The sequence below is a fragment of the Schaalia hyovaginalis genome (genome assembly GCF_014208035.1).
Lineage (GTDB): Bacteria > Actinomycetota > Actinomycetes > Actinomycetales > Actinomycetaceae > Pauljensenia > Pauljensenia hyovaginalis.
Genome location: NZ_JACHMK010000001.1, coordinates 819,235 through 833,892, shown reverse-complemented (window position 1 = coordinate 833,892; position 14,658 = coordinate 819,235). Strand labels below are relative to the sequence as shown.

General features: G+C 67.0%; 12 protein-coding genes. 6 read left to right on the top strand and 6 right to left on the bottom strand.

Annotated features, from left to right (window positions below):
• Nucleotides 1-30: 30 nt before the first annotated feature.
• The 4 genes from purN to HD592_RS03510 form a co-directional block, all read right to left on the bottom strand.
• Complete coding sequence (gene purN, locus HD592_RS03525; RefSeq protein ID WP_184451933.1) at nucleotides 31-678, bottom strand: phosphoribosylglycinamide formyltransferase; 648 nt, start codon at nucleotides 676-678, stop codon at nucleotides 31-33.
• The gene (locus HD592_RS03520; RefSeq protein ID WP_184451931.1) at nucleotides 665-2,341 is read right to left on the bottom strand and encodes a cell division protein PerM; all 1,677 of its coding nucleotides are present in this window, start codon (nucleotides 2,339-2,341) and stop codon (nucleotides 665-667) included. Before HD592_RS03520 ends, purN begins: the two co-directional genes overlap by 14 nt.
• Nucleotides 2,342-2,437: 96 nt before the next feature.
• Nucleotides 2,438-3,427, bottom strand: coding sequence for an inositol 2-dehydrogenase (gene iolG / locus HD592_RS03515; RefSeq protein WP_184451929.1), 990 nt, complete (start codon nucleotides 3,425-3,427; stop codon nucleotides 2,438-2,440).
• A gap of 81 nt (nucleotides 3,428-3,508) precedes the next feature.
• A complete protein-coding gene (locus HD592_RS03510) occupies nucleotides 3,509-4,585 on the bottom strand; it encodes a transaldolase family protein (protein WP_184451928.1) in 1,077 nt (358 codons plus the stop codon).
• Between the two features lie 354 nt (nucleotides 4,586-4,939).
• Between HD592_RS03510 and HD592_RS03505 the strand changes: the two genes are divergently transcribed.
• From HD592_RS03505 to iolE, 6 genes are all read left to right on the top strand, one after another.
• A complete protein-coding gene (locus HD592_RS03505) occupies nucleotides 4,940-5,173 on the top strand; it encodes a mandelate racemase (RefSeq protein ID WP_184451926.1) in 234 nt (77 codons plus the stop codon).
• A 122-nt stretch (nucleotides 5,174-5,295) separates the two neighbouring features.
• Nucleotides 5,296-6,033, top strand: coding sequence for a TSUP family transporter (locus tag HD592_RS03500; RefSeq protein WP_184451924.1), 738 nt, complete (start codon nucleotides 5,296-5,298; stop codon nucleotides 6,031-6,033).
• A gap of 137 nt (nucleotides 6,034-6,170) precedes the next feature.
• Nucleotides 6,171-7,241 carry a LacI family DNA-binding transcriptional regulator gene (locus tag HD592_RS03495; RefSeq protein WP_184451923.1) on the top strand — a complete coding sequence of 357 codons (1,071 nt, stop codon included), beginning with the start codon at nucleotides 6,171-6,173 and terminating at the stop codon, nucleotides 7,239-7,241.
• A 153-nt stretch (nucleotides 7,242-7,394) separates the two neighbouring features.
• Nucleotides 7,395-8,591 carry a Gfo/Idh/MocA family protein gene (locus HD592_RS03490; protein ID WP_184451921.1) on the top strand — a complete coding sequence of 399 codons (1,197 nt, stop codon included), beginning with the start codon at nucleotides 7,395-7,397 and terminating at the stop codon, nucleotides 8,589-8,591.
• Nucleotides 8,592-8,702: 111 nt separating this feature from the next.
• Nucleotides 8,703-10,361, top strand: coding sequence for an MFS transporter (locus tag HD592_RS03485; RefSeq protein WP_184451919.1), 1,659 nt, complete (start codon nucleotides 8,703-8,705; stop codon nucleotides 10,359-10,361).
• A gap of 130 nt (nucleotides 10,362-10,491) precedes the next feature.
• On the top strand, nucleotides 10,492-11,418 hold the full coding sequence (gene iolE / locus HD592_RS03480; RefSeq protein WP_184451917.1) for a myo-inosose-2 dehydratase: 927 nt from the start codon (nucleotides 10,492-10,494) through the stop codon (nucleotides 11,416-11,418).
• A 590-nt stretch (nucleotides 11,419-12,008) separates the two neighbouring features.
• On the opposite strand, the gene HD592_RS03475 is transcribed toward iolE, so the two are convergent.
• Together HD592_RS03475 and HD592_RS03470 are read right to left on the bottom strand one after the other, a co-directional pair.
• Nucleotides 12,009-13,595, bottom strand: coding sequence for an MFS transporter (locus HD592_RS03475; RefSeq protein WP_184451915.1), 1,587 nt, complete (start codon nucleotides 13,593-13,595; stop codon nucleotides 12,009-12,011).
• A 135-nt stretch (nucleotides 13,596-13,730) separates the two neighbouring features.
• Nucleotides 13,731-14,603 carry a sugar phosphate isomerase/epimerase family protein gene (locus HD592_RS03470; RefSeq protein WP_184451913.1) on the bottom strand — a complete coding sequence of 291 codons (873 nt, stop codon included), beginning with the start codon at nucleotides 14,601-14,603 and terminating at the stop codon, nucleotides 13,731-13,733.
• Between the last annotated feature and the right edge of the window lie 55 nt (nucleotides 14,604-14,658).

Sequence of the window (14,658 nt, the reverse complement as noted above, 5' to 3'; positions counted from 1 at the left end):
GGGCGGTAGGCGCTCCGCGATGCGCTCCGGTCAGCGCTGTCCGAATCGGACGCGGCGCCCCCGGATCGTCCAGCCTTCACGGATGAGGCAGCCGATTGATTCGACGAGCTGGACGCGTTCGGCGCTCTTGATGCGTTCGAGGAGGCTCTCCGGGGTGTCGTCGTCCTCCACCGGGACGGCGGTCTGGGCGATGATCGGGCCGGTATCGGTCCCCGCATCGACGAAGAAGAGGGTGGCGCCCGCGATCTTGACCCCGGATTCGAGGGCGTCGGCGGGGCCGCGGACTCCCGGGAATGCGGGGAGGAGCGAGTTGTGCGTGTTGAGGATCCGCCCCTCGTAGCGGGTGAGCACGGCGGGGCCGAGGAGCTTGAGGAAGCCGGCGCTCACAACGAGGTCCGGCTCGAATCCGTCCAGGGCCCCGACGAGCGCCAGGTCCCAGGCCCTCCGGTCCGGGTGGTCCTTGAGCTTCAGCACGCGCGTCGGGATTCGGTGGGCGTCGGCCCAATCGATCGCCGCGCATCGCCTGTCTGCGAGGACGCAGGCGATCCCGCCTCCCCATGCCGGTTCTTCGGCTGCGGCGACCAGGGCGCGCATGTTCGAGCCCTCGCCGGAGACGAGGACCGCGATGCCGGCATCGGGAATCGGCGCATGGACGCTCTCGGATTCATTCACCGTCATGTCGCATCCTCGTCTCAGCCTCGTCGTCTTCCTCGGGCGCGCCCGCAGTCGAAGCGCCCCGTCCTTCTGCGGCTTGGAGTGCGGGCGATTTCACGGCCGGGATCCGTCTCGTCGCCTCACCGAGGACCTCCTCGAGAGGCACGGGGATCGGCGGCACCGGGGCCTTCGCCCTGGGGGCCTGCGCTTCGGCGCCGGTCGCGTCGGCACGGACGCGGTCGGCCCCGGCTTGCTCGGCAGGGGCTCCGCCGCATGCCTCATGGTCGCCGTCGGCTGCGGGAAGGGGGTCAAGGGCCTGTGAGGAACGTGCTTCTTCGGCGAGATCGTCCTCCTTCTCGGTTTCGTCGGCATCTGCGCGATCGCCCTCGTCCCCACGCGCACCATCGTCGAGGGCGGAGGAGCGCGGCGTGACGGGGGCGAGATCGCGGGCCGTCTGTCCGGGTCCGAGCCGGGAGATCCGCCATTGGAGGCGCAGGAACTCGATGAAGCGCGGATGCACGCACACCTCTGCGAGGAGGAACACCGCGCCGATCTCGAAGAGGACGGCGAAGAAGAGGGGGAGGAGGTCCGGTCCGAGTCTGCTCATGCGCTCGATGCCCAGGTGCAGGACCGAGGTCGGGAGCCACACGACGAGGACCAGGGCGAACAGGGAGACGGCCACTCCCCCGGTGCGCACTTGGTCCGCGAGTCCCCGGCGTTTGCGGACCCGGCCGAGGACGGCGCCGCTCAGTGCGGCGACCAGGATCGGGATGAGGACCACGATCATCCCGGGAGTCGAAGTCGGAACGGCGCCGAGAACCGGGATCCCGGGAATCGGCTCCGAGGAGGTCGCTGCCGGCGAGTGGAGCGCATCGATTCCGATCCACACTCCCGGACCGGTAAGCCATGCCAGCGCCCAGGCGATCCATGTCGGGGCGTACAGCGCTTGAACGGCAACGATCAGGGCGTCCGCCGACCGAGAGCCCGTGAGGAGAAGGGCGTGGATCGCCTTCATCTCCTCGGCGTGCGCCATCAGCGTCCAGGTGAGGGCAGCGCCGGAGAGCAGGACGGTGACGAGGATGAGGATGAATCCTTGGCGAAGGCCCTCGTGCAGCCAGTCGCGCCCGCCCGCAAGGGTCTTCCACCCGCCCTTCGCATCCGCGTAGGCCCAGGCCGAGGCGATGAGGGGCACGCCGAGGGCGCCGGGATACGCCTGCCACCAGTGCGTGTACGAGCCTCCCCCGACGATGAGGAAGGCGACGGTCGAAAAAGCGGGTACCGCGAACCACAGCGCTGAGGCCGGGAAACCGCGCCCGGAGCGCAGGAGGAGGCGGAGGATGACGATGATGATGATGAGGAACAGGGTCGGCACGGCGCGGTAAGCGACCCCTGCGGCATTGAGCGGTGCGCCGAGGGAGAATCCCAAGAGGTCGGAGCCCAGGCGGAACGCCGACTCCCAGCTCGCTTTCCCCATCCAGGGATTCGATGCGACGGTCGCGTATGCGCCGACCGCCCCGCAGGCGAGCAGCGCCCAGGCGATGAACACCGCTTCCACGCCCGCAAGGACCGCGTGCGCCCAGCCGTCGGGCATGGTCAGGCGGATCGTTCGACGCGGAGCGACGTACGTGGTCGTCCTCGTGGAAGGGGCCGGGCCGGGCTGGGGACTGGGTGCAGGGCTCTCATTCATGTCGGTCCCATCCTCACGCACGAAGGGTCGGCGCCGCTCTCGCAGCGCCGACCGCCCGCGGATTGGGGCCGCGCCCGCGGGCACGGCCGAATGTGTTCAGGCGAGCCTCACCGGCTTGCCCGTCGTCGCAGACTCGGTCGCGGCTTCGGCGAGGCGGAGGGCCTCGACCGCGTCGGCGATGGTCGTCGGCGTCGGCGAAGCGGACTCGACGGCCTCGATGAACTCGGAGAGCTCGATGCGGTAGGCGTCGGCGTAGCGCTCGAGGAAGAAGTCGAGGTAGGGCTCCTGAGCGTCGGTGACCTCGCCATTGGAGAGGCGGACCGTCGTCGGGCGGACGTTCTCGGCGAAGAGGGCTCCTTCGCGGCCCGAGGCCTCGAGGCGCTGGTCGTATCCGGATGCGCAGTGGCGGTTGTTGATGATCGTCGCGACGGCACCGGAGGCGGCGCGCAGGGTGACGACCGCGGCGTCGAAGTCGCCGGTCTTCTCGATTTCCGGATCGAGATTCTGACCGGCGGCGAAGACCTCGACGATGTCGCCGAGGAAGAAGCGCGCGGTGTCGAAGTCGTGGATCGTCATGTCGCGGAAGATGCCTCCGGACACGGCGATGTACTCGACCGGCGGGGCGGCCGGATCGCGCGAGATGATCGTGAGCTGTTCGAGCTCGCCGATGCGCCCGTTGAGGACGGCTGTGCGGACGGCGGCGAAGTTCGGGTCGAAGCGACGGTTGAAGCCGAACATCACGGGGGTGGTGATGGCGTCGAGTTCGGCTTGGGCTGCGATGACGTCCTTCATGTCGAGGGCGATCGGCTTCTCGCAGAGGACGGCCTTCCCGGCCCGTGCGGCGGCGAGGAGGTGCGGGATGTGCAGGGGCGTCGGGGAGCCGATGACGACGGCGTCCACCTCGGGGTCGGTGAAGACGTCCTCGGCCTCCTTGCACGAGCGGGCGCCGTATTCCCCGGCGAGTTTCTCGGCGGCGTCGCCGAAGGGATCGCAGACGAGGGCGAGACGGGCCTTGGGGTGGGAGGCGATGGTCTTGGCGTGGACGTGACCGATGCGGCCGGCGCCGATGATCGCGATGTTGAGCATGTGTGAACTTCCTTGTTCGGGGCGTGGGAATTCAGGGACGGGGTGGAGGGGCGGGGGCTCGGGTCCCCGCCCCTGTGGGGGTCAGGGGGCGGGGGTGATGACGTCGCGGACGAGCGCGTCGAGATCCGCGTCGGATTGGAGGAAGCCGCGCAGGGTCCGCCTCGTTGCGCCGAAGGTTTCGAACTCGTCGATTGAGAGCCCGTCGGGTTCGTAGGCGCGGACGAACTCGGGAACGCGGAGGAGGGAGTCCATGATCGTCGGGTCGACCGGACGGTCGATCGTGTTCTCGACCTTGTAGTCCGAGTTGTTGATGCGCTCCTGCCACTTGAAGGGCGGGGAGACGACGAGGTCGCCGCCGATGAGCTCGGACCAGTGCATGACATTGCGGAAGGCTGCCGAGAGCACGCGCGCACGCAGGCCGCGGGCTTGGAATTCGTGGTAGGCGCGTTTGAGGGCGGCGACGCCCGACCATTCGAAGACGCCCGGGTCGATGAAGAGCTGATCGCGCTCGGCGACGATCTTCAGCCAGTCGTCGAGGCGTCCGCCCATGATCGTGACGACGGGGCCCATGGTGTCGACGGGCAGGCCGGCGGCCTCGCGGCGCTTGAGGCCGCGCTCGATGGCCTCTCCTGCTGCGATGGCCTGGGCGACGGTGAAGGAGACGGTGACGTTGATGGAGACGCCGCGGAAGGTCGCTTCTTCGATCGCTTCGATGCCGGTCTTCGTCGCCGGGATCTTCACGATGATGTTCTTCGCGAGTTGAGAGAACTCGACGGCCTGGGCGACGAGGGCCTCGGCGGAGCGGGCGAGGCGCGGGTCGGTTTGGACGGAGAGCCGGCCATTGCGCCCGTGGTGTTCGTCGAAGATGCCCTCGTAGAGCTTGGCTCCTTCGATGGAGAGTTCTCGCACGACCTGCCAGCCGATTTCGGATTCGGTGGCCTCGGGTCGTTCTTCGGCGATTTCGGCGATGCGCGGGAGCCAGCGGTCCTTCTTCTGGGTGATGCAGGTGTAGGCGATCGCGGGGTTGCAGGTTGCGCCGACTCCGCCGAAGGAGATCGACTGGCGGAGCTCATCGGGGTCTGCCGAGTCGTTCCACAGGACGGTGGGCGTGGTCCTCGAGGCCTCGAGAAGGGGCCCGGGAGTGTATTGAGTGGTCATTCGCATGCTCCTCGTTCCATTCGCCGGTCAGCTCCTTCGCTCAACCGGCCCGTGCTTCAATCTAAGGTGAAGCACTCCCTTCCTGTCAAGATTTTGTGCATACATTTTGAGAATCGATGCGAAGACTGCAATACGAGAAGACCTGCTCCGCAGCGGAGGGCCCGCCGAAGGCATCGAGCGGAGTTTCGGGAAAACGTGACAGAGGATGCCCCCGTTTGTCTCGACATGACGGCTCATAGCTTGCTATATTCGAGACGTCGGCCCAAGGAGGCCGCGCCGGTCACCTGACCGAACACGAAGCCGTGCGGAACCCCCCGAACGGTTCCGCACACGGAACCGAAAGGGGACACGCCAATGTCCGCACCCGCCATCTCTTCTCACAAGACCATCGAGGTCCCCGTCGCCAAGACGACCGACTTCCGCATGTTCATCGCGATCATGACCGTCCTCGCCCTCGTCATCGGCATCGTCGCAGCCACCGGAGCCATTACCGGCTCTCCGCTCCTCCTCATCAGCGCGGGCCTCGCCGGAACCATCGCCTCGCTCTTCGGTGTCTACACCGGCGTGACGATCGCGGCGAACAACTGACCGCACGCTCGGCGCCGAACACGCCGAGCCCCACCTGCGCTGCGCGGCCACCGACGCCCGCGCAGCTGCGCCTCTTCCGATCACCCCTCGCATCCGAGGCGATGGAGCCCTAGGATGAATTTGTGCTGACATTGTCGCCGATCTCATCCTGGATCCTACTCGCCGTCGCCGCCTTCGCGATCGGGATCTCCAAGACTGCCCTCCCGGGCGCCGCGACACTCGCCGTCGCGATCTTCGCCGCCTTCCTCCCCGCCCGCGATTCGACGGGGACGATGCTCGCCCTCCTCCTCGTCGGCGACATCCTCGCGATCCGCGCCTACTGGCGGGACGCGGACTGGACGGTCCTCAAGCGCCTCGTTCCCGGCGTCCTCATCGGGGTCAGCCTGGGCGCCCTCTTCCTCCGCTTCGCTTCGGATACGACGACGAAACGCTTCATCGGCGCGCTCCTCCTCATCCTCATCGCGACGACCCTCACCCTCATGCGCCTCCCGCATCCCCCGGCGATCCAGGGCCCGCTCGCTCGAGCGGTCTACGGCACCCTTGCAGGATTCACGACGATGGCGGCGAACGCGGGCGGCCCCGTCACCTCGATGTACTTCCTCGCCTCGCGCTTCACGGTCTCAACCTTCCTCGGGACGACGGCGTGGTTCTTCTTCATCGTCAATCTCATCAAGCTCCCGATCTCGATCGGGCTCGGGATCATCCGAAGCAACACCCTGCTCATCGACCTCATCCTCGCGCCGATCGTCATCGTTTCCTCCCTTGTCGGGCGCCGCCTCGCCCGACGCATGGACGAGAAGATCTTCGGGCCGATCGTCACCGTCCTCACGATCATCTCCTCTCTCCACCTCCTCGCCTGACCTCCGGCGCATAGCTTCCCCACCGGCGCCCCGTATCGCAGCCGAAGGCCCCGCGAAGAGAGGTGACGGGCCCTCAGCTCCGTTATCCTCGAATTCGCGGGCGCGCGTCCGCTTCGGCGGACATGTGAGGAGGGGCGATGAACCCGAACCCGCGCAGCTCCCGCAGGCCGCGGGCGACCCAGGAGGACGTCGCACGCGCCGCGGGCGTCTCCCGCGGCCTCGTCTCCCTCGCACTCAATGGCGGGGGGCGCATGTCGGAGACGACCCGTCGGCGCATCCTCGAGGAGGCCCGACGCCTCGACTACCGGACGAATACGGCCGCTGCCGAGCTCGCCTCGAGCCGCTCCCGACGCCTCGCCGTCGTCGTCCCCTACCTCGACAACCCCTTCTTCGACCTCGTCTTGCGCGCACTGAGACGCCAAGCCTCCCAGGAGGGCTACGTGCTCGTCGCGCTCGTCTCCGACCTCGCCGATCGGCTTGAGGCCTCGACGATCGACGACGTCCTCTCACTTCGACCCGAAGGCCTCATCCTTCCCGGCACCTCGATGAGCGAAGCCACCCTCGTCGATCTTGCCAGGCTCGTCCCGCTCGTCGTCATGGACCGCACCCTCGACTCCGGAGTCGTGTCCGTCGTCCGCCTCGACGAGGCCGACGCCGCACGACAGATCGTCGAACACCTCGCCGAGCAGGGACTGTCGAGCATCGCCTATTTCAGCCCGTCGACTGAGCGCTATGAGCCGCTCGCAGATGAACGTCGCGCGTCGCTCGAGCTCGCGGCAGCCCACGGAGGCATGGAGTTCGCAGCGCACGTCTGCGACGGGGATGCTCGCCACGCCCTCGAACGCGCCGCTCGCGATTTCGCCGCGCCTTTCGGAACGGTCGCCTACAACGACACCCTCGCCCTCGACGTGCATTCGGCGATCCTCGCCGAGGGCCTGAGGGCGGGCAGCGACCTCGCCCTCGTCTCCTACGACAATTCACCCCTCGCACAGCGGCGCGAATTCTCCTTTTCGAGCATCGACCAGTCGGTCGACCTCCTCGCCTCCGAATCGATCGCGGCCCTCCTCCGGCCCGAGGACGCCCCACCCGTGTCGGTGACGGTACCGGCAACCCTCGTCGTGCGCTCCTCGAGCCTCATGATCACCGCATCTGAGGAGTCGGAGCGCGGCGCGGGCGTTCCTCCAGCCCGAGTCCACCCCGTCGACTGATCTGCGACCTGGGAATTCGCGGACTCTTGACGAATCCCTTGCGGAAACCCGCACAGGCCTGATACTTTTGTACTTACAAGCTTGCTGACGCGCGTTATCAATGACGATTGCGCGCTCCGATCCCGACCGAAGGCGGCCGGTAAGGAGGAAAAAATGAGCACCAAGAAGACAATCGGAGTCGGTGTGATCTCCCTCGGCTGGATGGGCCGACTCCACGCCCGCTCCTACCGTTCCCTCTCCGAGCGCTTCCCCGAGCTCGGCGTCGAGGCCACACTCGTCGCCGCCGCTGACCCGGTCAAGGAGGCCCAGCGCGCCGCCGTCGAAGACCTCGGCTTCCAACGCGCCTACGCGGACTACCACGAGCTCCTCGCCGATCCCGAGGTCGAGGTCGTGTCGATCTGCTCGCCGAACTTCCTCCATGCGGAGATCGCCCTCGCCGCGATCGACACCGGCAAGCCCTTCTGGATCGAAAAGCCGATGGGCGTCAACGTCGAGCAGGCCCGCGCCGTCACCCTCGCCGCCGAGAAGGCCGGACTCGTTACCGCCGTCGGCTTCAACTACCGCCATACCCCCGCCATCGAATACATGCGCGAACTCGTCCGCACGGGACAGCTCGGCCGGATCACGAACATCCGCGCCTGGCTCATCGCCGACTACAACTCCTCGCCCCTCGGCCCCCTCACCTGGCGCGCCTCGCGCGAAAAGGCCGGTACCGGCGTCGTCCCCGACCTCATGAGCCACGGCGCCGACCTCGCGCAGTACATCATCGGCCGCATCGCCTCCGTCACCGCCGTCACCGACACCTTCATCACCGAACGCCCGATCCCGACGAAGATGGGCTTCGGCCACTCCGGCTTCGAGATCGGCGACGAGGTCGGCCCCGTCGAGAACGAGGACTACGTCTCGATGCTCGTCCGCTTCGACAACGGCGTCATCGGCACTCTCGAGTCCTCGCGCGTGAGCGTCGGCCCGCGCGCCGAATACGTCGTCGAGGTCTACGGCACGAAGGGCTCGGCGCGCTGGAACTTCGAGCGCCTCAACGAGCTCGAAGTCTGCATCGGCGTCGACGGCGGCCCCACCCACGGCTACACGCGCGCAATGGCGAACCCCGCCTGGGGCGAGTGGCACCGCTACCAGCCCGCCATCGGCACCTCCATGGGCTTCGATGACATGAAGTCCATCGAAGCCGCCCAGTTCATCCAGTCCGTCCTCACCGGCGAGCAGCTCGCGCCCTCGGCCGCGGACGCCTGGTGCGCCGCTGAAGTCGATGAGGCCGTCGTCGCCTCCGCCGCCGACGGTCAGTGGCACGACGTTCCCCGGGTCGAGGGCCGTACGACCTTCGACGCCTGAGTCCATTCGGGCCGCCGTCGACCGGAGCATTCCCCCGGCCGAGGACGCGCCCGCCCCACCACCACTGTCGATGCGACCAGCGTCGGTCGCGAGAATCAGAAAGGACCTCGAATGAGCTCCGGCCCTCAGCAGGTGCCCCTCAAGGGCATCACCCGCGCCCAGATGGCAGCTGCCGTCGACACGACCCCGCCCTCGGGCGCGCACCGTTCGATCTTCGCGATCGCCGCGGTCGCGACCCTCGGCTCGCTCCTCTTCGGCTACGACACGGGCGTCATCTCCGGCGCCCTCCCCTACATGTACATGCCCTTCGGGGCGCAGGGCCTCCAGCTCACGAGCCTCGAGGAAGGCGCCATCGGCGGCACCCTCCTCGTCGGCGCCGCCCTCGGAGCCCTCTTCGGCGGCCGTCTCTCCGACCGCTACGGACGCCGCCACAACATCACCCTCCTCGCGGTGATCTTCCTCATCGGCGCGCTCGGCACGGCTTTCGCCCCGAACGTGTGGGTCATGTACCCCTTCCGCCTCGTCCTCGGCTTCGCGGTCGGCGGCGCCTCCGCCACCGTCCCCGTCTATCTCGCCGAAACCGCCCCGAAGCGCATCCGCGGCTCCATCGTCGCGATCGACCAGCTCATGATCGTCACCGGCCAGCTCCTCGCCTTCACGATGAACGCGATCATCAACCAGGCTCAGGGCGGCCCGCAGATCACAATCGCCGAGGACCCGACCGGCACCTTCGCCCCGGGCACCTACTCCTACGACACGATCACGGCGCTTCAGACCTCCAAAGGCGGGTCGATGGACCCGACGCAGTTCCATGAGTTCCTCAACCAGCTCACCATCACGGTCGGCAACGGCGAGACCTGGCGGTACATGCTCGTCCTCTGCTCGATCCCTGCGATCGCCCTGTGGATCGGCATCCGCCTCATGCCCGAGTCCTCGCGCTGGTTCATCGCCAAGGAGCGCCTCTACGAAGCGATCGGCGCCCTCAAGCGCGTCCGCGATCCCGAGAAGGACGGCTCCATCGAGGACGAGCTCATGGAGATGGCGGACGCCCGCCAGCACGAACTCGAAGAGGAGTCCCAGAAGAAGGGCCTCAGCTACGTGTGGAACACCCCGTGGCTGCGCAAGCTCCTCTTCGTCGGCATCTTCCTCGCAATCGTCAACCAGACGACCGGCGTCAACACCGTCATGTACTACGCGCCGAAGGTCCTCGAGTACGCGGGCATGGGCACCTCCGCCTCGATCACCGCGCAGGTCGCGAACGGCGTCATGTCGGTCATCGGTTCCGCGATCGGCATCTGGCTCATTCTCCGCTTCCGTCGCCGTCAGATCCTCATCGCCGACGTCACCGGCGTCGGCGTCTGCCTCCTCGGCATCGCGGCAACCTTCCAGTTCGCCATCGCCCCCCACATGAATTCCGGAACGACCCCGCCCGCCTGGGCCGCGTTCCTCATCCTCGGCCTCATGGGCGTCTTCATGCTCATCGTCCAGTCCTCCAACGGCACCGTCGTCTGGACGATGATGGGCGAGATCTTCCCCTCGAACGTCCGCGGCGTCATGAACGGAACGGCGATCTTCTGCATGTGGATCACCAACGCGATCATCACCTGGACCTTCCCGACGATGATGGAGGGCCTCGGCGGCGGCCTCACCTACACGATCTACGGCGTCCTCAACCTCGTCATCGCCCTCATCCTCCTCAAGGTGATGCCCGAAACCTCCGGCCGCTCGCTCGAGGAGATCGAGCGCGACATGGAGGAGCGCTACTCCTGATCCTCCACGGGGGCGGGGCGCCCGCCTCGACGCCCCGCCCTCTCCCCCGACCCGAGGCCCCAGCCTCGTCCCTTCTCTCTCCCCCCCCGGCCGCGAGCGCGGCCTCCACCACAGATCGAAGGAGATCATCATGGCCTTCCGCCTCGACCCCGCAACCGCCATCACGGACCCGCATGGCATCAGCTGGGGCATGCACCCCATCTCGTGGCGCAACGACGACATCAAGGAGGTCGGCGCCTTCAACACCCTCGAGGATGAGCTCCTCGACCTCGCCGACCTCGGCTACGCCGGAACCGAGGTCGCCGGCTGGTACCCCTCGAAGGAGGAGACGAAGGAGCGCGCCGATGCCCGCGGCATCAAAATCGTCGCCCAGTGGTTCTCCTCCTTCATCGTCCGCGACGGCATCGAGGCCGTCATCCCCGAATTTACTGCGACCTGCGAATACCTTGAATACCTCGGCGCCACCCGCGTCGTCGTCTCCGAGCAGACCGGCTCAGTTCAGGGCATTCGCGACGTCTGTATCTTCACGAACAAGCCCGTCCTCACCGACGAGGAATGGCCCGTCCTTGCCGAGGGCCTCAACCGCCTCGGCGAGATCGCCAAGGAGCACGGTCTCGATCTCGTCTACCACCACCACCTCGGCACCGTCGTCCAGACGAAGGCCGAGACGATCACGCTCATGGAGCTCACCGATCCTGACAAGGTCTCCCTCCTCTTCGACACGGGCCATGCCTTCGTCGGCGACGGCGATGTCATGGGCCTCCTCGAAGCGACGATCGATCGCGTTGCGCACGTCCACTTCAAGGACGTCCGCCCCGAGAAGATGGAAGAGTCGAAGAAACTCGGGCGTTCCTTCCTCGATTCCTTCCTCAATGGCATGTTCACAGTTCCCGGCGACGGCATGATCGACTTCACGGAGCCCTACCGCTTCCTCATCGATCACGGCTACGACAAGTGGATCCTCGTCGAAGCCGAGCAGGATCCGGCGATCGCGAACCCGCACGCCTACGGGCTCAAGGCGCGCAACTACCTCGAGTCGACCCTCTTCACTCTCTGAGGCATCCTCCCAGGCGGCTGCCGGGCCTCGCGACGCCGACGCCGGAACGCGGGACACCCGGCTCTCCGTCCCCGAGCCCTGGTGAATGAACACTCCCCGGGAGCGGGACCGAATCCTCCGGTCCTGCCCCGGGGAGTTGATGCATCTCGGGAATGTCCGTAGGCGAGGCGGAGGGGGCTCACGCTCTCCCCATTGCCCCTCCCCTGACCGTCACGGCTCGTCCCCTCCTTCGCCGCTCCACCGCGGCTTCCCCGTGTCGACGCCCGATCGGGCGTCGACACGGCATGCGGCACATCGTCGGCCTTCACCTCTTCGACATCGGGCGCCGTCTGCCTCATCGTCACGAGCGCCGCTCCCCTCCTGTACGGCAGAACCCGCGGGACGCGCCGACTGCGCTCACGGACAGGTCCCACGCGCATTCGCTCCTTCATCCTGGCCTCCATCCCGGGCCCGCCCGAGCGGGCACGACGGGCGGCCCGCGGAGAATCCGCGAGCCGCCGCTCATGATCCCGTCGACGAGGCCCCGTCTCGTCTCGTCGGATCTTCTCGTCAGCGCCCCCATCCGGTGCGCCGACCGACTCCGAGAGGAGTCAGCTGTACTCCTTCTCGAAGCGGACCTCGAGCTCCTCGAGGGAGTCGTACTTCGTTTCGGGGACGAACTTGATGTAGAAGAGGAGCGAGGCGACGTTGATGAGGCAGAACACGAGGTACGTGCCCGCACCGCCGAGGTGCGCCATCATGATCGGGAAGACGATCGAGACGATGGCGTTCGCGATCCACAGGGCGCCGACCGCCATGCCGAGGGCGGTGCCACGGATCTTCATCGGGAAGATCTCCGAGACGAGGACCCACGTGACCGTGCCCGACTGCTTCGCGAAGACGAAGAGGCAGACGATGATGAGGACGAGGACCGGGGCGAAGGCGGGGGCGCCGACGATATCGCCCTCGGCGGTCTGGAAGGGCTCGATGAGGAAGAAGAAGACCGCGGCGAGGAGGCCGAGCGAGATGACGATCGCGCTCTCCTGGTAGATGCCGACGTGGCGCCTGGCGAAGCGGGTGACGAACCAGAGCCCGGCCGCCGAGCCGAGGAAGGAGATGCCGCCGGAGATGACGTTGAGGGAGATCGCGTCCGTCATCGGGAAGCCGGCTGCGGCGAGGACCTTCGGGGTGTAGTACATCGCGGTGTTAATGCCGGTGAGCTGATCGGCGAGGCCGAGGATGATGCCGATGACGAGGAGGTGCCTCGTCCACTTGGTCCCCCAGATCTGAGAGAGCGACCACTTCTCCTGGTTCGCCTCTTTGCGCTGGACCTCGAGCATCTCATCGACCTCATCGGCGATCGATCCGTCCTTCTCCTCATCGCGGACGCGCTTGAGGGAGCCGATGGCTTCCGGGATTCGCATATTCGCGACGTACCAGCGCGAGGACTCGGGCATGAGACGGATGCCGATCCACAGGAAGATCGCGGGGAGGGAGGCGAGGATCAGCATGTAGCGCCACGTCATGCCGTTTCCGCCGTCGACGGCGAGGGTGCCCGAGGCGACCTGGGCGGCGATGGCGTTCGTGTACTCGAGGGTTTCGCCGCCCGATTCGACGGAAGGGCCGCCGTGGTACTGGGCGAGTGCGGCGTTCATCGAGAAGGCGAGGAACTGGCCGAAGACGATCATCATCTGGTCGACGGCGACCAGGGTTCCCCGGATCCGCTTGGGCGCGGTTTCACCGAGGAAGACGGGCACCGTGGCGGAGGCGCCGCCGACGGCGAAGCCGAGGATGATGCGGAAGACGTAGAGGATCCAGATGTTGGGGCTGAGCGCGCACCCGACCGCGCCGATGAGGAAGACGATCGCAAGAAGGGTGATGTTGTGACGGCGTCCGTACTTGTCGGAGAGCTTGCCGCCGACCGAGGCGCCGATCGCGGCACCCAGGCAGAGGAGGCCGCCGATCCATCCTTCCTCGTTGGTCGTGAGGCTGAGGCCATCGGCCGCACCTGGCAGGTACATGTAGGGCAGGGCGCCCGAGATGACGCCGGTGTCGTATCCGAAGAGGAGCGAGCCAAGGGTGGCGACGACGGCGATGACCCCGAGGGAGCGCTTCGGCCCGGATGCTGGGGTCTGCGCGACGAGGGCGTCGAGCCGGTCGCGCGTGAGTTCTGACACGCCGACGGTGGGTGTGGACATGGGAGTCTCCTTGGAGGGGGCCTGCCTTCATCGGCAGGTCCGTGGGCATGGGCCGCAGGGTGAGAGGGCCGACTCCGGTGTCGGGCCCTGGTGGCGCCGCGCCCCGGCGGCTTCGGGGCGCGGCGACAGGTGGAATCAGGCGCCGAGTTCGGCGGTGAGCCGTTCGAGGGCGGCGGTGTTGTACTCATCGGCCCGCTCGTGCCATCCGAAGATGCAGACCGAGACGATGCCGTCGAATGCAAACTCGCGCAGGGTCGAGAAGACCTCGTCCCACGGGACCTCTCCCTGACCGATCGCGTTGTGCTGGTGAACCGTGACATCGGCGCCGGGCGGGTTGACGATGTAGCGGTTCCCGTCGTTGATCCGGTGGTTGAATCCGTCGGACACGTGGACTTCGCGGAGTTTGCCAGCTTCGGCAGCGGTACGGATCATGCGCCCCGCATCGCCGACGCCGTCGGAGAGGTGAAAAGTGTGCGGGCAGCAGTACTCGTATCCGATCCAGTCCTTGTCGAGGGACCGGACGAGTTCAAGGGCCCGATCATGGAGTTCGACGAAGTCGTAGGGATGGGCCTCCATGTTGAGGCGGATCCCGTATTTTTCGAAGTCGGGGATGAGCTCCTCCATCGATCGGTACCACTGCTGCTCGGAGCGGCTCGCGAAGTTGCGGTCGCCGGAGAACTCGGAGACGATGTCGCGGACTTCGAGGGCGTCGGCGAGTTCAAGGAGGCGGCGCCAGTTGCGTACTTGCGCTTGCCTTTCCGCTTCATCCGGTGATGACCAGTTGAAGACGGGGTTGAGGGTGCGGACTTTGACCCCGCTGTCCTTCTCCGCCTTCTTGAGATCTTCGATGAAGGAGCGGTCGGCTTTGGGGTAGTGGTGCCAGAGGTGGAACTCGTTGTTCGGCGAGAGTTCGACGTAGCGGAAGCCGAGTTCTCCGGCCTTTCGGAGCGTGTCCGCCGTGGACATGCTCATGTAGTACATGTTCGGATCGAGGGCGATGTCAACCATGATGATCCTCTCGGTGACGGGTGGGGCGCTTCGATGGGCGGAGCGGCGGGGCAAT